Below are 19,798 nucleotides of genomic sequence, written 5' to 3'. Positions count from 1 at the left end.
GTCCAACGTCGCTTGCGTCGCTTGAACGTCGCTTCTATCACAAGCAACACATTTGTTGCCTTTTACCGAAAAAGCAACTAATGTGTTTCGTGTAACAAATAAAGCAACACAAACGTTGACACCTATGGCCTCTTTACTTCAACAACTTAAAAAACGACGACTGGCACTCGGCCTCAAGCAGAGCGATATGATGCTGCGAGCGGGCATGTCTCGCCAGCAATATCAGCGCCTGGAATCCAGGGGAAACCCCAGGCTGGATAACCTGGAACTCATAGCACAGGCCCTTAACAGCGAACTCATGCTTATCCCCAAAGATAAGCTTGGCGCAGTGATTGCGGTGCTGGAGCATGAACCATCGGATCAGACCTCAGATACGCCCCGGGAAGGTGCCAGCACAAGCTTACATGACGACCCCTGGAAGGGCTTGCTGGGGGATGATTGATGGGTAGTAACCGCATTGATGAAATAAAGGTACTCAAACTGACCCTGCATGACAGACTGGTGGGTTATCTGGCAGGCTTTCAAAATGGCCGAAACGTACTGAGTTTTGCCGAGGTATTCACGACCGACACAAACCGCCCCACATTTAGCTTGATTACCCACCCCGCGTTTCCGCGCGCAAAAGCACTGATGGAAAAGCCTTGGGCACGAAACCAAAGGCTGCACCCGGTGCTATCCAACCTGCTTCCGGAAGGAGCCCTGAGAGAGTTGATTGCTCAAGGGCTCAAGGTTCATGTTGATAACGAATTTCACATCCTGTCGTATCTTGGAGGAGACTTACCCGGCGCTTTGATAGCTGAGCCACTGGCGCCAGAAGACGTGCCCGCTAGTATTTTGGGTGCCCACGGTAGTAAAGCCCAAGCCGTTAATTTCGGGAGGGTGTCCATGGGAAACAAGTTTTCCCTGGCCGGTGTGCAAATGAAGTTTTCAATGAAGGAAAAAGAAGGGCGTTACAACCTTTCCGGTAACGATGCGCTGGGCGACTGGATCATCAAAACACCATCAACACAGCACAAAGAAGTGCCGGCAAACGAATTTACGGCCATGTCGCTTGCGGCGCAGGCGGGGATCAACATACCAGAAATCAAATTGGTTGAATTAAACAGGCTCGACAACCTCCCCCCAATAAACCTGCCCGGCGAAAAACTGGCGTTTGCAATCAAGCGTTTTGATCGGAATGGCAACACGCGGATTCACATGGAGGACTTCGCTCAGGTACTAGTGAAATACCCTCACGAAAAATACAACTCAGCCAACTACGAACAAATCGGCAGAATTCTATACGAGTATTCTGGCGATGGGCTGGCAGACGCCCAACAATTCGCCAAACGATTACTCGTTAACGTATTGCTTGCCAATGGCGATGCGCACCTCAAGAACTGGAGCCTGCTATATCCTGATCAGATTACGCCCCGGCTTGCCCCGGCATATGACATCGTTACAACCAGCGCCTACATCGAGAACGAAAAAGATTACGCACTTAATTTAGGGAAAACCAAAGCCTGGTACACCGTCTCCTACGATCACTTTCAGCTTTGGGCAGAGCGCTCAGGAATTCCCTGGCGGGCAATCAAGCCCCATTTGGATGAAACGATGGAGAAAGCCAGGTGCCTATGGCCCGGAGCCATTAAAGATCTGCCGATGAACGAAGGCCACAAACAGTCACTTATAGAGCACTGGGGCAGACTTCAGGAAGACTTTCGCATTCTATGAGAAGGCCAACGTTGTCAATTCAGTGCCTGTCCAATTCAGTCAATTCAGTGCCTGTCCAATTCAGTGCCTGTCCATAGTGTCAATTGCTAGACTGGGCTGAGACTGGGCTGTGCCTGTCCATGGCCTTATGGCCTTCACCTGTCCATGGCCTTCTGTGCCTGTCCATGGCCTTATCACCGAGGCATTTGATCGGGATGCCTCGGAAAATTCCCGTGAAACCAGAACCTTGGTAGTGTGCCGGCAGGCACGTTTTCGTAATAGAATTCCTGGTCACTTTCCATGGCCTTGTGATATGCAGCTACTTGTTGCAGCCAGAAGTAGCAGGAAAGACCTATCAACATCGCCGCCAGAATAGCTATCAATGCTCTCACCCTGGGGTACCTGGGTGTATTAGGCGGCGTATTCGGGGTGATCAACGCCCAAAACACGCACAGCACCAGAAAACCAATCAGCATGGACCCAGGCGCCATGAATACTGCAGAAACGCCGGCATGCAACAAAGCGGCTGAAACCGATGCGGTAAACGCAACTAAAGGTAGAGCCAGCACAGTATTTTCCGCAGCACGCACCTCACTTCGACGCTGCCAAAAGAGCCGGATTGCCTGGCCAGCCACAGTTAAAAGAGCACCAATTAACAACCAGCCATACTCGGCAGCCCACATGAGATACATGTTGTGGGGGTGGCCAAATTTGGGAGACTGGCGATAGTTTTCAGTCAGGAGGTCATGAGTCAACCAGGATTGCGGGCCCATGCCGAAGGGGAAATATTCCAGGCTCATTTTCCAGGCTTCAATGAACAGCGGTATTCTGCCAGAGGAATCAGTTTTGAGTGTACGAATGCTTACTTCATCCATTAACAATGAAGGAATCAATACCGAAAGAAACAACCATACAACCAGGCCATAGGCCAGATATCGCAAAAACACCTTCAACCAAGGCAACGCCGGGCGACCAACGAAAATGACTGCCACAAGCACTCCGAACGCCAGCCCAAGCATGGTGCCCCGGGAGGATGAGAGAAACACAACCCACCACCACAGGGCGGCCCCCAGGGCAACGGAAAAGCGCCATAATCTTTGATTCTGGAGCGGCCCAACGAGTACCGCCAGGGGCAGCAAGGGGATTAGCCATGTGGCGACATGACTCCAGTAACGAATATTGACGAAACCCCAGGGAATAAAATTCGACAAGTTTGCGACCTGATCAGAGAGCGCAAAAAGGTACACCGTGATAGTCGCACCGCCATACAAAGCGCCAGTAGCTGCCCCAATGTAAACCAGAACAACCACCCAATGATGCGTTTGTGCGCTCCCTCTCGGCAAGCTCCCCGCCATCACAAAACCAAGAAAAAACGCGGCGTACATTCCGGGTTCAACCCAAGGGTACAAGGCGTCAGAAAATGGCAATGCCAGCAGTATAAACCCAGCCGCGAGCAGCAATACCGGCCACACACCCTTTAAAACAGCGCAGCCATTCCGGTTCACCAAAACCGCCCCTGCCACACTGACTACCGCCGCCAGAAGCCATACCAACATGAACCGCTGCGATGCATAGCCGCCGAGTGCCAAGGGCAGAAAATCTGCGAACAACACACTGACGAATACTGCTGCGACGACAAACCAAAGGAGCATATTCCGGGCTATTTGCACTCGAAAACCTCAGAGATATAAAGATCAAATTGTCATTGCTTTCAGACAAGGCGCTAAAAACGCCTTTCACGAACAACCCAGCAATGAATGAGGCGGATTTACAACCTGCAGCCAGACGGCAAGTAAGATGCCCTCCATGCAGGCGCTGAGCTCGTGTCAAGGACACACTCCCAGGTGCCCAAGGAACTGCGCTCAAAGCTCAGGACCAAGCCTGCCAAATTTGGGTGCGCGTTGCCGCCCATGGTCACTTGCAACTGACCAGAACCGTCAAGGTTAAGCACCCCTATATCAACAGCCTGGCTACCCGTGGTGAGATCGGAGGGGGTATAGCCAATATCTCCATTCGTCACGCTCCCACGTGAGCCCGCACGCTCTTCAAACGGAGCTTTGTAAGCTGACAACTCACCAACAGCGCGGTTTATCTGGGTTTTTACGATGTAGCTCTGGTAGGAGGGGATAGCAACTGCTGCAAGAATTCCGATGATCGCAACAACAATCATCAGCTCAATGAGAGTAAAACCGGTGCTTTTGGTCATATAGGGTCAGCTTTTGGTGTTTTGCGTTTACTCTGCTGATTAAGCAAATTCAGTGCCTATCCAGGATTGATTTTTGTTATGAGCGTAAACGGCAAAGGCCCGGGGATCGAATCCGCCGGGCCTTTGGGAACCAAGTCACGCCAGGCGGCTAGGCTGCGCCCGGCTAGGCTGCGCCTGTCCATGACTGGGTGTTGCAAAAATCAAGAAAAAGCTGGATATTTATACAGCATTTTTACATTAGTACAGAAAAACGACAAGGAGTCAGTCATGCCCAGGCCGCGTACCGAGCAGATCAGCGTTGCAGACACCCCTTTCTACCACGTGATTTCCCGCTGTGTGCGGCGAACGTTTCTTTGTGGAGAAGACCGTGTTACCGGGCGCAGTTACGAACACCGGCGAGCCTGGATTGAAGAGCGAATCCGGCTGCTGGCCTCCGTGTTTGCTGTGGATGTGGCGGCCTATGCGGTGATGTCTAACCATTATCACCTGGTGGTGAAACTCAATCCGGATGACGTGAAGCCCTGGAGCAACGAGGAGGTTCTGGCACGTTGGTGCAGCCTTTACAAAGGGCCACCGTTGGTACAGCGCTATTACCGGGGAGATAACCTGCACCCAGCCGAACTAAGGCGAGTTGATGAATATGCAGACACCTTCCGGCAGCGGCTGGGGGACTTGAGCTGGTTTATGAAATGCCTGAATGAACCTATAGCCCGACAAGCCAACAAAGAAGACGAATGCACGGGGCATTTCTGGGAAAGCAGATTCAAATCCCAGGCTCTGGACACGGAAGAAGCCCTGCTCTCCTGCATGGCCTATGTGGATCTGAACCCCATCCGGGCCGCCATGGCGGACACCCCGGAAACGTCGGATCACACCAGCATTAAAGAACGCATCCAGCCTACTTTTAACTTGGCCGAAGCAATCACGCGGCAAACGGAACAGCAGGCACTGAACGAATTTGCCGTACCGCTGAAACCGCTACTGGGATTTGAGGGCATCATCCGGAATGGCATTCAGCGCGGAATTCTATTCAGCTTTGAAGATTACCTGGAACTGGTGGACTGCACCGGGCGCATCCGCCGGGATGACAAACGCGGAGCCATTAATGAAAAAGCGCTGCCCATTCTGGAAAGACTGAACCTGGATCCGGATCGGTGGTGTCATCGGGCGACAGCCTTTGAAGACAGTTATCAGGATTATCGAAACCCCGCTGGCCGACAACGGGCTGCCTAGCTTATTCCCCTCTCCTGACCAAACACACCTGTCGGCACCGCTGCCGAGGGTCTCTCTTACCCGAATTTCAACGATTTCGGCACGTTTTTGCGGAATACGGGGACGGACTTACCATAAACCCGAAATAGACGCACCAAAACGGCAAAGGCCCGGAGGTCGAAACCACCGGGCCTTTGGGAATCACGTCAGGCTAAGTTGTGCCAAAGTTGTGCCTGTCTGCCAAAGTTGTGCCTGTCCATGATCCAAGGCTCCATGATCAGCTTAGGGAATCAGGTCAGGCTGAGCTGTGCCTGTCCATGACATGCCTGTCCAATTCAAACTATTCAAACTCGCCCTCCAAAACGGCAAAGGCCCGGGGATCGAATCCGCCGGGCCTTTGGGGATCAGGTCAGGCTACGCCGTGCCTGTCCAATTCAAACTTAAATGTAATTCAAACCATCTGATCAAGAAGCCGGGCAGCCTGCAGGAGCATAGCTGTCTTTCCAGCCCGTGACATTACCACCGTTGGTAACGGCACATGTCCAGCGCCCCTGAGCATCACGAGTAATTTGAACTACCGCTCCAGTCACTGCTGCAGAAGCTTGACCACCGAGAGTTGCTGCAATCGTCGGGGTAGCGGTATCGCCACCGGTAATTGTCACCCCATTCGTGCCTGCACTCGAGTCCAAAAGATTCGACTTGGTGGAATCATATGCAAGCGCAATTTCGTTGGCAGAGATATTGTCGGTGTAACCATCAACAATTTCAGCACCACGCTGCAACGCATCTTCGATATTAGTCTTCAGAGCATTAACTTCACCAACAACTCTCGTTACCTGCGAGCGAGCCGTATAATCCTGATACTGCGGAATAGCCACAGCCGCCAAAATACCAATAATCGCCACAACGATCATCAGTTCGATCAGGGTAAAACCCTTCTGAGCATGATTGATTTGCATGTTCTTCATAGTCGACCTCTTCATTGTCGTTTATTAACTCAAAATGGCCCGGGGCCGGTGGAGCCTTGCCCCGCAACCGGTTCTTATGAGCCTGCAGAGGTGTCAGCACCTTCCATGCCAACAATGAAGCCCGAGACGCAAATCCTTTTTAATCAGCCCATTACCAGGCAGCCAGAGATAAACGCTACATACCTGAAAACATCTTTTGAGCCGCACCCCGTCATTCAATGACAAATTTTGTCACCTGTTAAGAGGCCGATGCCACCAAGCCCATTGCAGTAGCTTTGCCCGAGTAGTTGCCCCCACACCTTTCCAAACCCACACCAGCCATCTAAACTCTCTGCAATCGCTGAAATACCCTTTTCAACCACTTAGGCAGCACTCTTTACTCCGTTTATGGCTACCAACAAAAGCAACATCACCCTCACCGGGCTGGCCCGGCGTTTTGTGGATGACGGGCTTCTTGATGAAGCAACCGCCAAGGATGCCTTTGTACAGGCCTCCCAGAACCGCATTCCACTCATAACCTACCTCACCCAGAACAAGCTGGCGGACAGCGCCAGGCTGGCGTTTTCCGCCGCCATGGAGTTCGGGGTGTCGGTGCTGGACCTGTCGTCTTTTCTTCCGGAGATGATGCCGGAGAAGGTGGTGGACGATAAGCTGGTGCGCAAACACAATGCGCTCCCGCTGTTCAAACGAGGCAACCGCCTGTTTATTGCGGTTTCCGACCCCACCAATATCCAGGCGCTGGATGAAATCAAGTTCAACACCGGCCTGAGCACCGACGCCATTCTGGTGGACGACGCCAAACTTCGGGAGGCGATTGACAAGTACCTGGAATCCCAGGACACCACTATGGGTGATCTGGATGATGCCGATCTTGAAGGGGTGGAAACCGAGGGTGGCGAGCAGGAGGACGATGGTGCGGTTTCAGCCAGTGAAGTAGATGATGCACCCATCGTAAAGTATGTAAACAAGATGCTTCTGGACGCGATTCGCGGCGGCGCCTCGGATATCCACTTTGAACCCTACGAAAAGATCTACCGGGTCCGGTACAGAACAGACGGCATTCTCAAGGAAATGTCCCGGCCCTCCATCAAGCTGGCGCCCAAGATTTCTGCCCGTGTGAAGATCATGGCGCAACTGGATATATCCGAACGCCGGGTTCCGCAGGATGGCCGCATCAAGATGAAGCTGTCCAAAACCAAGGCCATAGATTTCCGGGTTAACACCCTGCCAACGCTCTGGGGCGAGAAAATCGTGCTGCGGATTCTGGACCCCAGCCAGGCGAAGCTGGGCATTGATGTGCTGGGTTATGAGGAGGACCAGAAGAAGCTGTACATGGATGCGCTGTCGCAACCCCAGGGCATGATTCTGGTGACCGGCCCCACCGGCTCGGGTAAAACGGTTTCCCTTTATACCGGCCTTAACATACTCAACACGCCGGACATCAACATTTCCACGGCGGAAGACCCGGCGGAGATCAACCTGGAAGGCATTAACCAGGTAAACGTTAACAACCGCGTGGGCCTGGGCTTTGCCGAGGCGCTGCGGGCGTTCCTGCGGCAAGACCCGGATGTGATCATGGTGGGCGAGATCCGGGACCTGGAAACCGCCAACATTGCGATCAAGGCGGCCCAGACCGGGCACCTGGTTCTCTCTACCCTGCACACCAACAGTGCCGCGGAAACGCTTACCCGAATGATGAACATGGGTGTGCCTGCGTTCAATATTGCCACTTCCGTTAGCCTGATTATTGCCCAGCGCCTCGGTCGCCGCCTGTGCAGCGCCTGCAAGCAGCCCGGCGATGTGCCAAAAGACGTACTTTTGGCCGAGGGGTTCACACAGGAACAAATTGATACAGGGTTCACGTTGTACCACCCCAAGGGCTGTGATAAATGCAATGGTGGGTATAAAGGCCGCGTCGGGATTTACGAGGTGGTCAAGATTACTGACCAGCTGGCCAACATGATTATGGAAGAAGCCAGCTCCATTAAAATTGCAAAGCAGGCTGAGGCTGAGGGCTTCCGGAATTTGCGCCAATCTGCACTGAGGAAGGTGATTGAGGGCGTAACCAGTCTTGAGGAAGCCAACCGCGTCACGAAGGATTAAGCATGGCAGAGAAAGCGCAAAAACTGGAATCGTACGTTTGGGAAGGCAAAGACCGGAAAGGCAATAAATCCAGGGGCGAGCTGAATGGTGTCAGCCTGTCGCTGGTAAAAGCCCAGCTGCGCAAACAGGGCATTATTCCAGAGAAGGTGAAGAAAAAACCCAAGCCCCTGTTTGGCAGCGGCAGCAAAAAAATCACCCCCTTCGACATTGCCATGCTCACGCGCCAGCTGGCCACCATGATGAAAGCAGGTGTACCGCTGGTGCAAAGCTTCGACATTGTGGCAGATGGCCTTGAAAATAAAGGCCTGCAGGAGCTGGTGGTAAACATCCGCAACGATATCGCTTCGGGCACCAGCTTTGCGGGGGCTTTGCGCAAGCACCCGAAACACTTTGACAACCTTTACTGCAACCTGGTGGATTCCGGTGAAAAAGCCGGTGCGCTGGAGCAGATGCTGGACCGGATTGCGCTCTATCTTGAAAAAACCGAACTGCTGAAAAAGAAAGTCAAGAAAGCGATGACCTACCCCATTGCGGTTATCGTTGTTGCAATCGTGGTTACCGCGATTCTTCTTGTAAAAGTAGTTCCGCAGTTCGAGAGCCTGTTTCAGGGGTTTGGCGCCGAACTGCCCGTGTTTACCCAGATGGTTGTGCGGCTGTCTGAATGGATGCAGTCCTGGTGGTTTGTGGTGCTGCTGGGCATTGTGGGCACCATTTTCCTGTTCAAGGAAGCCAAACGCCGGTCGCAGAAGTTCTCGGATCTTGTGGACAAATACGTGCTCAAGTTGCCGGTTGTAGGCGAGATTCTGGATAAATCAGCCGTGGCGAAATTTGGCCGGGTTCTGTCCACTACGTTTGCCGCGGGTGTTCCGCTGGTGGATGCGCTGGACTCGGTGGCGGGCGCTACAGGTAATGCGGTTTACCGGGATGCGATTGACCGTATCAAGAACGATGTTTCCAGTGGTACGCAGTTACAGGCTTCCATGCGGCAGCAGGATATATTTCCGGTGATGGCTGTGCAGCTGACGGCGATTGGTGAGGAATCCGGTAATCTGGACGAGATGCTGGAGAAGGTGGCCGTGCATTATGAGGCGGTGGTTGATGACATGGTGGATAACCTGACGGCGCTGATGGAGCCGATGATTATGGCGGTGTTGGGGGTGCTTGTAGGTGGGTTGATTATTGCCATGTACCTGCCGATATTTCAGATGGGGCAGGTTGTGGGGTAAGGGTGGTGCACCCCCTCTCCCCCGGCCCCTCTCCCGCGAGGGGAGAGGGGGGAGGCAACTCCCCGGTCTCAGGCATATGTCTTTAGCCCCTCCCCCCTCGAGGGGGAGGGGTTGGGGAGAGGGGGTTCTTTTTTTTATTTTTTATTCTTTATTTTTTAACTTGAGCTTTTGAATGGCAACACTCGATCTCTTCCTCTCAACCCCCTGGCTTCTGTACCTCGCGGTAGCACTGGTTTCCCTGTGTGTTGGCAGCTTTCTGAATGTGGTGATCCTTCGTTTGCCGAAGATGATGCAGCAGGAATGGCGCTGTCAGTGTGAGGCGTTTCTGGAGATTGCGGAAGACCAGCGCAAGCAGGAACCGCCTGTAACGCTTTCCAGCCCGGCTTCTACCTGCCCTTCCTGCGGCCATAAGATTCGCGCCTGGGAGAATATTCCGGTTATCAGTTACCTGTTTCTTGGCGGCAAGTGCAGCGGGTGCAAGGCGCCGATTTCTGTTCGTTACCCGCTGATTGAGGCAGTAACCGCGATTTTTTCGGTGTTAACGGTTTTTATTATTGGCCCTTCGGCAACCGCCTTGTGGGCGCTGGTTCTGGTGTGGGCGCTGGTGGCGCTTACGGTGATTGATTTTGATACCCAGCTGCTGCCAGACAGCATTACCCTGCCCTTGATGTGGCTTGGGCTGGTGCTGAGTTATTTCGGTTTTCTGGGGGAGTTCACCAGTGCATTCTGGGGCGCGGTGGCCGGTTATCTTTCTTTATGGTCGGTTTACTGGCTGTTTAAGCTGGCCACCGGCAAGGAAGGCATGGGGCACGGTGATTTCAAATTGCTCGCCGCCCTGGGCGCCTGGCTGGGCTGGGAGTTGCTGCCGGCGGTGATTCTGTTGTCGTCGGTTGTAGGTGCGGTTGTGGGTATCGGTTTGATGGTATTCAGGAAACACGGGCGCGAGGTTCCGATTCCGTTCGGGCCTTACCTGGCGGCGGCCGGTTTGCTGTGCCTGTGGTTTGGTGCGGAAATCCAGGGGTTCTGGTTCGGGGTACTGGGGGGTTGACGGGGCAGATGGTTGTTATCGGTTTAACGGGGGGCATTGGTTCCGGCAAATCCACCGTGGCCCGGCAGTTCGGTAGCCTGGGGGTACACTGGGTGGACGCCGACGACGTAGCGCGGGAGGTGGTGGAGCCGGGTACGCCTGCGCTGGCGGAAATTGCAGAGCACTTCGGGCAGGGCATTCTTACCCCTGAAGGTGCGCTTGACCGGGCGCGCCTTCGGCAGATTGTGTTCGAGCAACCCGAGCAGCGCGCCTGGCTTGAGGAGTTGCTGCACCCGATTATCCGGGAAGAGCTGATTCGCCAACTGCATCCTGATGATTATAATCTGCCTTATGTTCTGCTGGTGTCGCCCCTGCTGCTGGAAACCGATCAGCATGAACTGGTGGAAAAAGTGATTGTGGTGGATGTTCCTGTGGAGGTTCAGATAGAGCGCACCATGGGCAGAGACAGCAACTCCCGGGAGCAGGTTGAGCGCATTATTGCGGCCCAGATGCCACGGGAACAGCGCCTGCAAAGGGCCAGTGCGGTGATTGATAACAACCAGCCTTCAGACAAGGTTGCGGCTGAGGTTCAGGCATTGCATGACGCATTCATGGTGGACTTTGGTTGACCGTATCCGCTGCAGGAACAGCATCGCACTCACCTGCTGCCTGGCCGTGCCGCTGCTGGTGTTCAGTTCGGCCAGCCATGGTCTCGAGCCGGTGTTCGAGATTGTGGAAGACAGCATTACCGAGAGGCTGAAGCCGGAAAAACTGCCATTGTCGTTTTATACCTTTGAGCCAGGTGAACGCTGGGCTGAGCCCCTGGACTCTTACTGGCTCGATTTCAGTAATTTCATTATGCTCCAGGAGCGTATTCAAGGGCCCAAGGTTCAGTCCCTCGGGCAATGGGCTGACCGGACCCTCTCCGGAGAAATCCATGATTTACCCAGGAACGACAGTTATCTGCGCCTGGGATTTGCCACGGAATCCGAGTACGGCAATCCGGCACAATTTGAGCCGGAGGCGCGCTTTCGGCTGGACATACCCACCACCAAACGCAAACTGCGGCTGGTGATTGAAAGCGAGAGTGATGAGCTGATCCCTCTGGAAGAGCGCCAGCGCGACCGTCAGCTTACCGAGCCGGAGCGGACATCTGGCCAGGCCACGGGTGCCTTCCGCTATCTTTCGCAAATCGGTGATGCCATTAACCTGTCCAACGATATTGGTGCCCGTTTGCACTTCCCGCCGGACGCCTTCTGGAGAGCAACGGCGGAAAGATACTGGAAACTGGACGATGACTGGGGGCTGCGCGCGCAACAGCGTTTTTACTACTACCACCAGGATGGCTGGGGTGCCCGCAGCTGGCTTAATGTCGGTCGCGGCATTGGTAATGGCTGGCATTTCTGGTCCTCTTCGGAACTGGAGTGGGTTCACCGCGACAGCAAGTTTGTGGCGGCGCATATTTTCACAACCAGCAAGCGGCTCAATAACCGGTCTGTGTTATCCCCCAGGGTCGGAGTGCTGGGTGAGAGCAAGCCGGGCTGGCGCACGACCTCTGCCTTTGCTGATCTCACCTGGCGATACCGTCTGCACAGCGATTGGTTGTTTGCTGAGCTGATACCGGCATTGACCTTCCCCCGGGACGAGAGCTTTAAAGACCGGGGTTCGCTGATTTTCCGCATCGAAATGTACTTTTCCGGTAGCATTAATCCTGACTTCTGACTCCAAAGCCGGAGGAGGCCTGCAAGCGGGACCTTCCGGGAATGTCGGAGGCCATGGATGGCCGGAGTCAAGCGCACATGGATGTGCTTGTAGCGGTTCCCGGAAGGTCCCGCTTGCAGGCCTCAAACTCGGAGTATGAATTTAAAAGCCAATGCCAAGACACCACTCCATCCCCCCCGCCGACGCCCTGACACTTGATCCGATAGCGCTCACCCGTTCATGTTTCAAGGACAAGTTTGGCGTACCACGGCAACCAGGGCTTACCTGCCACGCCAGAGCCGATCTGCTCATCCAGCCGCCCTACGACCGGGAAGATGCGTTCCGGGGCCTGGAAACCGCCAGTCATCTGTGGCTGATTTTCCAGTTTCACGAGGCCGTGCGGGCGGAATGGCGGCCTGTGGTCCGGCCGCCGCGTTTGGGGGGCAATCAGAAGATGGGTGTGTTCGCCAGTCGCTCACCTTTCCGGCCTAACAGCCTGGGGCTGTCCGTGGTGCGAAACCGGGGGCTTGTGCGCAAAGATGGGCAACTGATCCTGCAGATCAGCGACCATGATCTGATTGAAGGCACGCCGATTCTGGATATCAAACCTTACCTGCCATTCGCGGATTCAGTGCCGGAGGCGACTCTGGGCTGGGCGGAAACGGCGCCCACGGAGCGGCTGGAGGTTGTATTTCGGCCGGAAGCGAAGGCCCAGCTTGCCGGCCTTGCGGCGGAGCAATACCCGGAGCTTGAAATGCTGATTACCGACATTGTGAGCTACGACCCCCGCCCCTCCTTTCGCAGAGGCCGGGAGGAGGAGCGCATTTACGGAGCGCACCTTTATGATCTGAATGTTCGCTTCCGGTTTGTGAATGATCATTCACAGAAACGTGTCGAAGTGCTGTCGGTCTGTTAGACTTCGATTGTTCAATTTGTAGCCGACACAGGGAATTTGTGCCTTGCCTTCAAACCGCTTTTTTACGCGCATGGGGATTCGGCCGCTGGCAATGCGGCTGCTCGTATACGTGCTGCTGTTCAGCCTGGTTATCTCGCTGGTAGCTACCGGCGTGCAGATGATCGGCGAGTTTGAGCGTTACAAGTCCGATCTTATGGAAACCCAGAAACGGGCAGCCGGGCTCGTTTCCGGTGGCATGAGTAACAACATCTGGCTGATGAACTTCAGCGAGGTTGCCAACAGCCTGGATGATATGCGGGCGGTGGAGACTATTCATTACGCCAAGGTTGTCACCTCCACCGGTGAGCAGTTCACCACCGGCACGCACCCGGAAGGCCGGGTTATCTCGCAAACCTTTCCGTTGGTGTTCAACCGCTCCACGCTCCGTGCCCCCGAGGATGTGGGCACACTCACCATTACCTCGTCCATTGAACAGGTCTATTCCGAGCTTCGTGGCAGCGCTCTGATTAACCTGTTGTTCCAGTCGATTGTTGTGATGCTGGGCACCCTGGGGCTGTTGCTGATTGTGCGCTTCACCCTTTCCCGCCATCTGGAAGCCATGGCGGATTACGCCGCGCGGCTGAACCTCGACGCCCTGGTGGACCCGCTGAAGCTAAAGCGCAAACCGCCAAAAACCCCCGATGAGCTTTCAGAGCTGGAGCAGGCGCTGAACAAGATGCGCCTGCAGATTCTGGAAGACACCCGTTCGCTCCGGCAGACCACCCTGCAATCCCAGGGCGAGCGTGACGAGGCCATCCGGGCCAACCGCGCGAAAAACCAGTTTCTGGCCAATGTAAGCCATGAGCTGCGCACGCCCCTGCAGTCGGTTCTCGGTTACGCCAACCTGCTTACCGATACGCCACTGGATCAGGAGCAGCGGGAATACGTACACACCTTGCTCAGCGCCTCAGAAAGCCTTTCTGCCATTATTAACGACCTTCTCGACATTTCCAGCGTGGAGGCCGGGAAGCTTGAGCTTGAAAAGATTCCGTTCGATCTGCGGGAAACCCTGAACGACCTGGTGCACATGCTGGGCGGGCGCGCCCGGGAAAAAGGCCTGGCGCTGGAGCTGCGCATTGACGAGGATCTGCCCTGGGCCCTGCGGGGTGACCCTGTGCGGATTCGCCAGGTATTGCTGAACCTGGTATCCAATGCCATCAAGTTTACGGATTCCGGGCATGTGCTGATCAGTATAGAAGTGCTTGGGCGCCGCGATGAGAAGGTACGCCTGCGCCTGGCGGTGGAAGATACCGGCATCGGGATCAACCCGGAGGATATCCCCCTGGTGTACGAGCCCTATGTACAGCTGGGCCAGAGATTCCAGCGCCAGCTGCCCGGCGCCGGCCTCGGGCTGACAATCTGCCGCCAGCTCGTTAATCTGATGCAGGGTTCCCTGGATGTGGAAAGCCGGCCCGGTGAAGGCTCCACCTTCTGGATTGAACTGACTCTGCCCACAGCACCGGAGAGCACCTCGCGCGTGCGCCCGGATGCACGTATGGTGCAGGGCAAACGGGTTTTGGTGGCGGATTCCTACGAGCTTTCCCGCAAGATTACGCTGGAGATGCTGTCACGCCACGAAGTGCACATCGAGGCGGTCAAATCGGCGGGGGAAGCCCTGACGTGCCTGCGCCTCGCGTTTGACAATACCGAGCCCTTTGATGCGATTATCCTGGACGGTTTTCTGCCCGACATGGACAGTGACCTGCTGTGCCGTCAGATTCGCAGCAACCCCTTGTGGGCCGATATGCGCCTGCTTATCCTCTCGTCCAACCCGCAGCGGGGCGATGCCGAGCATTTCCGCCAGGCGGGGGCCGATGCGTTTCTCAGCAAATCCCTGAGAGAGTCCTGCCTCACACCCATTCTCAACCAGCTTTTTGAGGATGCAAAGAAGGACGAGCGCCGTTTTCTTACCCGGTTCTCACTGCAGGCCACCGGGGATACGGAAAAACGCAGAGAACTGACCTCCCGCCGCATGAAAGTGTTGCTGGTGGAAGACAATCCGGTAAACCGGACCCTGACCCGCAGGCTGCTGGAAAAACTGGGCTGCGATGTGATGACCGCCAACGATGGCGAAGCGGCAAGCAGCCTGTGGCAGTGGCACCCGTTTGACCTGGTGTTCATGGACTGCATAATGCCCAGGGTTGACGGCTTTGAGGCGACCCGGCGCCTGCGCGCGTGGGAAGCCTCCCGCAAGCGCAGGCGGGTGCCAGTGGTGGCGCTGACTGCCAGCGCCATGGAAGAAGATGAAGAGCGCTGCCGCCGCGCCGGCATGGATTCCTTTGTTGCCAAGCCTGTCAACATTGAAATGCTGCGGGCGGTACTGGAACAATACGCTCACGGGTTGTCGGACGGAAAACCAAACCCACCTACAAATGAGACTTTGAAAGGCGATTATGAACGTCGAATGCCCTACCTGTAAAAAATCCGTGGAATGGTCAGAGGCCAGTCCCTGGCGACCATTCTGCTCGGAACGCTGTAAACTGATTGATCTTGGCGCCTGGGCCAATGAGGAGTACCGGGTTCCGGCAGAGAATGCATCGCCAGACGATCTTGACCAGGGTGGCGAAACCACGCATCACTGATCTTTAGGGTTCGCCCCCTTTTGTCCTGCTTTGCGGTCACAATCTTACATCGGTCTTACAGGGCTGTAAGTTGTGGTACCCGGAGCAGCCCGTTACCATCTGCACTACCGATTTACACCGCAATCATGAAGGTAAAAGAATGAGAGCATCCCGTATTTCTGTGTTGGTTCTTTCGCTGGCCGCTGCTCCGGCATTTGCCAGCGATCTGGACCTGAGCCTGACGAACGATTCCGTAAAAGGCCAGGTTAACTTTTTCGGCAACAACGACGACCTTCAACTGGGTGCCGGCTATACCTACCATGAAGGCAGCCGCCACATTGGCAATATTGACTTTCACGCTCAGGGCCGCACTGCGCTGGGCAACCTGCCCACAACCGCCGGCATAGGCCTGCGCGGCATTCTCTGGGACGACGACAACATCTGGAACCGCAGGGATGCTGATGGCGGCGCCGTGGGGCTGGGCGGTTTTGCCACCGTTAACATTCCGGAGGTGCCCGGCCTGTCCTTTACCGGCAGCCTGCATTATGCGCCCCGGATTCTGTCGTTTGGTGATTCGGACGATATGACCAGCTTTGAACTGCGCGGCAACTACCGGGTTATCCGCAACGCGGAACTGTTCGTTGGCTACCGCTACCTGAATACCGAGCTGGACTTTCCTACCGAGCCCGATATCAACCTGGACGAAGGCGTTCTGGCGGGCATGAAGATTTTCTTCTGACGCGACCCGTTCTCTGCTGCAGGCGCCTTTCCCGGGCGCCTGTTTCGTTCCCGCCCTACTGTTTCGTGCCCTCCCTCACGCTTTACCGCAACCGGCGCTGCTAGACTTGTTTGCTGTGTTTATCATCGCAGAACCAACAACGCTTTAGCACGGACGGCCAGATATGCGACTGAACCCCGGGTTATTTATCCTGCCCATTTCCTTGCTGGTAGCTGCCTGCGGCACTGGCGATGATGCGATTGACAATGTCCGCAAACAACCCAACAGCTTTGCCGGCGCTAAAAACCCCGTGGATGATTTCACCCCGGGGAGCACGGGTGATTCAGGCAATAATAGCGGACTGGCCGCGAACGAGGTCAGCATCACCCTGGAGGTGCCGGCCAGCCTGGCGCCCGATGGCGAACCGACGCGGCGAAACCTTCGCATTGTTCAGCCGGATTCCATCCGTGTGTTCAGGACCAATCACAGCCTGCAGGATCTGGGCGAGCCGACTATCAGTACCCGCAAGGATGAGAGCGGCTCCACCGTGATCCGGTTTGAAAACGGATTGCCCCTGACACCCGATGTGGTTATTGAGGCGAGATACGGTGCTGGCATCCTGCGGGCGGTGGCCGCTGATGCCGACCGCAACATCAAGATCAACCCCTTTTCGGAATATCTGGTGGCAAACACCATTCCGAGCTACACCGCCAGTGAGTTCCAGCAACTTCTGGACTGCGCCAAGGACACCGACGCGACTCTGTGCCTCAACAAGTTTGCCTGGTCGGCCCTTGCTGACCAGGTGCACGATTTCGAAATCGACATTCCAGCGGGCGCCAGTATTGCCAGTGCACTGGATGTACTTGCGGCGCGGCCGGATTTTGCCAGCTATGTTGACGCCATGGCGGACTATGCCCTGCTGCAGGAGCAGGCTTCGGGGAACGTTTCCGCAAGCTCTGCCGACTACAACCCGGTTTTTATGGGCCTGGAGCTGGGGCAGACGTTTCTGGAGAGCAGTTATGCCGGGGCCGGCCAGTGGGGCGTGCGCATGGCCTGTGCAGAACCCACCGGCACCCAGGACGACCCGGCGTATTTATACCCGGGGCTGACCCTGGCCAGTTTTGATATCTTCGACATCCGGGTAACGTCGCTGGCAACACAGATTCCCTATGATCGCAAAACGCTGACCCATAAACGCGGCAGCCAAGGCTACGAATTCTTTGCACGGGGCCCGGACACCTGGGCCCTCAACACCCATTCAACCTCCCCCGGAGCCGCCACCCTGGACAGCAATACCCGCCTTCTGGCCAGCCGTGCCCTGCTGCAGAGCATTACCGGGTTGAACAGCGCCAGAACCATTGGCTGGACTCGCAACCCCTACTACATGGACGCCTATACCGGAGGCGCGGGCAACTCGGAGACCGGCCCGGACCGGGTGCTCTCGGGTTACTTCAGCGCAGGCAAGGCCATAGAGCTGGAATCAGTGCAGGGCAAGCTCAAGCGCAAGGACGAACTGGAGGCCCACTACCTCTCAGTACTGGAGCTCAACCTGCTGCGGGAGAAGGGGTTTGACACCGGCATTCTGAACGGTCGTAACTACAACACCGTGTACCTGGCCGCGCGGTTTGCCGGGTCTGCAGAACCCATGCAGGTTGAGGCGGGCTCCGGCACCTGGCAAATCAACGGGAATTCAGAAACCGCCACCATCACCCAGGCTCAGGCGTTTACCACAGTGAGTCGCCACGCATCAGGCAGCGTTTCATCCGACAACACCGGTAATCGCTCCGATAGCTGGACACTCTCTCAACGCGCCGCACTGCTGAGCACCGGGAACGAAAACATCGGGCGGCTTAATCTTGATGTGGAGAATTCCGCCGGCCAGTTTGAGCAACCGGACCTGGGCGTGGGCGCCAGCGTGCCAGACGGCTCGCTGCTGGCTTTCAACCTGGCCGGTGCAGCCTCCACCGGTGGCGTGATCGGTGACGGCCTGCTGATTGCCGCTGAGCAGGCCTCCGCGCCAAAACCCGACTCAGGGCGCTACCGTGTTCAGGGCTTTGCAGTAGGCATGAAAGACGGTTTAAACCGGCTGCTTCACCTGGATAACGGCACACTGGATCTTTCCGGCGCCACCGCAAGCCTCGAAAGCGATACGCTGGAAGTACTGCATGATGTTGACGCCGGCACTGTCTCGGCGCCGGTTTCCGGGCAGTTGATGAGTAGCCTGGCGTACACGGGCAATGGCAACGGGCAGGTGAGTTTCAGTGCCGGCAATCTCTCGCTGAACGGTTTTGTAACGGCGGATGCCAGCCAGTTTTTCCTTGTGTACAGGGATAGCATTAACGGGGAAGAACGGTCCGGCCTGTTGATTGCCACCAAAACCCGGTGAGCCTTCGGCTAACCCTTCGCGTACAACCTGTTATAATCGTGAACACATCGCCAGGGTGCAGGGCCTCACAGGCTCTGGATCATATTGTGACGAGAGGTTTTATGTTTCTGCCAGTACGCTCACTGATGCTGTTTGTTCCGCTGGTCGCCTTTGCCATCGGAGGCGGGCTTTACGTTCCACCGGAATCATCAACGAGCCATAACAACGACGGCTCTGAGCCTGCTCTGAGCTCGCTGCCCCCCCTGCCCTCCTGGGCCCGCGCCAGCTTGCCCGATTTCTCTGGCTACCGCGATACCACCGAGAAGAAAGCCGCTTTTTTCTCATTTCTGTACCCGCGCATTGTACTTGCCAACTCCCGCATTCTGATCGAACGGGACTACCTGCAAAGCCTGGCGCTCAAAGACAGCCTGTCAAAGCAGGAGCTGGCCTGGCTATCAGCGCAGGCCAGGCGTTTACGGGTGGATGCAGAGCCCGGCAGCCCGGAACAGCTCGCCCTGCTGAATAAGCGGCTGGATATTATCCCGCCTTCGTTGATACTGGCCCAGGCCGCCAATGAATCAGCCTGGGGCACATCACGCTTTGCCCGGCGCGGTAACAATCTGTTCGGCCAGTGGTGCTTCAGCAATGGCTGCGGCCTGGTGCCTTTGAGCCGCGCTGAAGGTGCCAGCCATGAGGTGGCGTCGTTCCCCTCGCCGTATCATTCCGTTCGGGCCTACATTCAAAACCTGAACAGGCACCCGAGCTATCAGATGTTACGGGACACCCGCATAGATGACAGAGAAGCTGACGACCCCCTCTCCGGGCTTACGCTTGCCCGCGGCCTGGTCAGTTACTCGGAACGCGGCGAAGAGTATGTTGATGAAATCCGCTCGATGATCCGTTACAACAACCTGGAGTTCTATGACACTGCGTTCCAGAGCATCCTGAGCGATCGCAGCCCGTCGCATCTGAAAAGCCTGGCTTCCGCAAGCGCTGAAAATGTTTTGCTTCCCGGCCAGGGCAGTGATATGTCTGCCGAAGGCTGACTTCCGATTAACCCGATG

17 protein-coding genes are annotated in these 19,798 nt (G+C 55.8%); 14 read left to right on the top strand and 3 right to left on the bottom strand.

The window, feature by feature from the left end; all coding sequences use genetic code 11:
- Window positions 1-124: 124 nt before the first annotated feature.
- Window positions 125-442 (top strand): helix-turn-helix domain-containing protein, encoded by a 318-nt coding sequence (locus tag CDH48_RS02665; protein WP_100687137.1) that lies wholly within the window; start codon window positions 125-127, stop codon window positions 440-442.
- Window positions 442-1,713, top strand: coding sequence for a type II toxin-antitoxin system HipA family toxin (locus CDH48_RS02660; RefSeq protein ID WP_100687136.1), 1,272 nt, complete (start codon window positions 442-444; stop codon window positions 1,711-1,713). Before CDH48_RS02665 ends, CDH48_RS02660 begins: the two co-directional genes overlap by 1 nt.
- A 173-nt stretch (window positions 1,714-1,886) precedes the next feature.
- Here the strand turns inward: CDH48_RS02660 and CDH48_RS02655 are convergent, their stop codons facing one another.
- Window positions 1,887-3,248 carry an O-antigen ligase family protein gene (locus CDH48_RS02655; RefSeq protein WP_188437614.1) on the bottom strand — a complete coding sequence of 454 codons (1,362 nt, stop codon included), beginning with the start codon at window positions 3,246-3,248 and terminating at the stop codon, window positions 1,887-1,889.
- Window positions 3,249-3,460: 212 nt separating this feature from the next.
- Window positions 3,461-3,898 (bottom strand): pilin, encoded by a 438-nt coding sequence (locus CDH48_RS02650; protein WP_100687134.1) that lies wholly within the window; start codon window positions 3,896-3,898, stop codon window positions 3,461-3,463.
- Window positions 3,899-4,165: 267 nt separating this feature from the next.
- Here CDH48_RS02650 and CDH48_RS02645 point away from each other — a divergent pair, with 267 nt between their 5' ends.
- On the top strand, window positions 4,166-5,131 hold the full coding sequence (locus CDH48_RS02645) for a transposase (RefSeq protein WP_100687133.1): 966 nt from the start codon (window positions 4,166-4,168) through the stop codon (window positions 5,129-5,131).
- Window positions 5,132-5,574: 443 nt separating this feature from the next.
- On the opposite strand, the gene CDH48_RS02640 is transcribed toward CDH48_RS02645, so the two are convergent.
- Window positions 5,575-6,078, bottom strand: coding sequence for a pilin (locus CDH48_RS02640; protein WP_318276724.1), 504 nt, complete (start codon window positions 6,076-6,078; stop codon window positions 5,575-5,577).
- Window positions 6,079-6,465: 387 nt separating this feature from the next.
- Between CDH48_RS02640 and pilB the strand changes: the two genes are divergently transcribed.
- The 11 genes from pilB (at window position 6,466) to CDH48_RS02585 (ending at window position 19,780) form a co-directional block, all read left to right on the top strand.
- Window positions 6,466-8,181: a type IV-A pilus assembly ATPase PilB gene (pilB, locus tag CDH48_RS02635; RefSeq protein WP_100687132.1), complete on the top strand. Its 1,716-nt coding sequence runs from the start codon at window positions 6,466-6,468 to the stop codon at window positions 8,179-8,181.
- A 2-nt stretch (window positions 8,182-8,183) separates the two neighbouring features.
- Window positions 8,184-9,407, top strand: coding sequence for a type II secretion system F family protein (locus tag CDH48_RS02630; protein ID WP_100687131.1), 1,224 nt, complete (start codon window positions 8,184-8,186; stop codon window positions 9,405-9,407).
- Window positions 9,408-9,579: 172 nt separating this feature from the next.
- The gene (locus CDH48_RS02625; protein ID WP_100687130.1) at window positions 9,580-10,455 is read left to right on the top strand and encodes a prepilin peptidase; all 876 of its coding nucleotides are present in this window, start codon (window positions 9,580-9,582) and stop codon (window positions 10,453-10,455) included.
- Between the two features lie 8 nt (window positions 10,456-10,463).
- Window positions 10,464-11,063, top strand: a complete 600-nt coding sequence (gene coaE, locus CDH48_RS02620; protein ID WP_100687129.1) for a dephospho-CoA kinase — start codon at window positions 10,464-10,466, stop codon at window positions 11,061-11,063.
- Window positions 11,035-12,156: a hypothetical protein gene (locus CDH48_RS02615; protein ID WP_227520897.1), complete on the top strand. Its 1,122-nt coding sequence runs from the start codon at window positions 11,035-11,037 to the stop codon at window positions 12,154-12,156. Before coaE ends, CDH48_RS02615 begins: the two co-directional genes overlap by 29 nt.
- 151 nt (window positions 12,157-12,307) lie before the next feature.
- Window positions 12,308-13,051: a tRNA (N6-threonylcarbamoyladenosine(37)-N6)-methyltransferase TrmO gene (gene tsaA / locus CDH48_RS02610; protein ID WP_100687128.1), complete on the top strand. Its 744-nt coding sequence runs from the start codon at window positions 12,308-12,310 to the stop codon at window positions 13,049-13,051.
- A gap of 43 nt (window positions 13,052-13,094) precedes the next feature.
- Window positions 13,095-15,509 carry a response regulator gene (locus CDH48_RS02605; protein WP_100687127.1) on the top strand — a complete coding sequence of 805 codons (2,415 nt, stop codon included), beginning with the start codon at window positions 13,095-13,097 and terminating at the stop codon, window positions 15,507-15,509.
- Window positions 15,484-15,672, top strand: a complete 189-nt coding sequence (yacG, locus tag CDH48_RS02600; protein ID WP_100687126.1) for a DNA gyrase inhibitor YacG — start codon at window positions 15,484-15,486, stop codon at window positions 15,670-15,672. The genes CDH48_RS02605 and yacG overlap by 26 nt, the downstream gene beginning before the upstream one ends.
- Before the next feature lie 139 nt (window positions 15,673-15,811).
- Complete coding sequence (locus CDH48_RS02595) at window positions 15,812-16,390, top strand: YfaZ family outer membrane protein (protein WP_100687125.1); 579 nt, start codon at window positions 15,812-15,814, stop codon at window positions 16,388-16,390.
- Window positions 16,391-16,553: 163 nt separating this feature from the next.
- Window positions 16,554-18,755: a hypothetical protein gene (locus CDH48_RS02590; protein ID WP_100687124.1), complete on the top strand. Its 2,202-nt coding sequence runs from the start codon at window positions 16,554-16,556 to the stop codon at window positions 18,753-18,755.
- A 101-nt stretch (window positions 18,756-18,856) separates the two neighbouring features.
- A complete protein-coding gene (locus CDH48_RS02585) occupies window positions 18,857-19,780 on the top strand; it encodes a glucosaminidase domain-containing protein (protein ID WP_100687123.1) in 924 nt (307 codons plus the stop codon).
- Window positions 19,781-19,798 lie beyond the last annotated feature (18 nt).

The organism is Marinobacter aromaticivorans (genome assembly GCF_002806975.1).
Taxonomy (GTDB): domain Bacteria; phylum Pseudomonadota; class Gammaproteobacteria; order Pseudomonadales; family Oleiphilaceae; genus Marinobacter; species Marinobacter aromaticivorans.
The sequence above is the reverse complement of the archived record's forward strand: the minus strand, read 5'-3'. Positions and strand labels throughout refer to the sequence as shown.

What these genes read in the sequence shown, in the direction of transcription:
- CDH48_RS02665 (WP_100687137.1), top strand. Translation starts at nt 125, where the DNA reads ATGGCCTCTTTACTTCAACAACTTAAAAAACGACGACTGGCACTCGGC.
- CDH48_RS02660 (WP_100687136.1), top strand. Translation starts at nt 442, where the DNA reads ATGGGTAGTAACCGCATTGATGAAATAAAGGTACTCAAACTGACCCTG.
- CDH48_RS02655 (WP_188437614.1), bottom strand. Translation starts at nt 3,248, where the DNA reads ATGTTGGTATGGCTTCTGGCGGCGGTAGTCAGTGTGGCAGGGGCGGTT.
- CDH48_RS02650 (WP_100687134.1), bottom strand. Translation starts at nt 3,898, where the DNA reads ATGACCAAAAGCACCGGTTTTACTCTCATTGAGCTGATGATTGTTGTT.
- CDH48_RS02645 (WP_100687133.1), top strand. Translation starts at nt 4,166, where the DNA reads ATGCCCAGGCCGCGTACCGAGCAGATCAGCGTTGCAGACACCCCTTTC.
- CDH48_RS02640 (WP_318276724.1), bottom strand. Translation starts at nt 6,078, where the DNA reads ATGAAGAACATGCAAATCAATCATGCTCAGAAGGGTTTTACCCTGATC.
- pilB (WP_100687132.1), top strand. Translation starts at nt 6,466, where the DNA reads ATGGCTACCAACAAAAGCAACATCACCCTCACCGGGCTGGCCCGGCGT.
- CDH48_RS02630 (WP_100687131.1), top strand. Translation starts at nt 8,184, where the DNA reads ATGGCAGAGAAAGCGCAAAAACTGGAATCGTACGTTTGGGAAGGCAAA.
- CDH48_RS02625 (WP_100687130.1), top strand. Translation starts at nt 9,580, where the DNA reads ATGGCAACACTCGATCTCTTCCTCTCAACCCCCTGGCTTCTGTACCTC.
- coaE (WP_100687129.1), top strand. Translation starts at nt 10,464, where the DNA reads ATGGTTGTTATCGGTTTAACGGGGGGCATTGGTTCCGGCAAATCCACC.
- CDH48_RS02615 (WP_227520897.1), top strand. Translation starts at nt 11,035, where the DNA reads ATGACGCATTCATGGTGGACTTTGGTTGACCGTATCCGCTGCAGGAAC.
- tsaA (WP_100687128.1), top strand. Translation starts at nt 12,308, where the DNA reads ATGCCAAGACACCACTCCATCCCCCCCGCCGACGCCCTGACACTTGAT.
- yacG (WP_100687126.1), top strand. Translation starts at nt 15,484, where the DNA reads ATGAACGTCGAATGCCCTACCTGTAAAAAATCCGTGGAATGGTCAGAG.
- CDH48_RS02595 (WP_100687125.1), top strand. Translation starts at nt 15,812, where the DNA reads ATGAGAGCATCCCGTATTTCTGTGTTGGTTCTTTCGCTGGCCGCTGCT.
- CDH48_RS02590 (WP_100687124.1), top strand. Translation starts at nt 16,554, where the DNA reads ATGCGACTGAACCCCGGGTTATTTATCCTGCCCATTTCCTTGCTGGTA.
- CDH48_RS02585 (WP_100687123.1), top strand. Translation starts at nt 18,857, where the DNA reads ATGTTTCTGCCAGTACGCTCACTGATGCTGTTTGTTCCGCTGGTCGCC.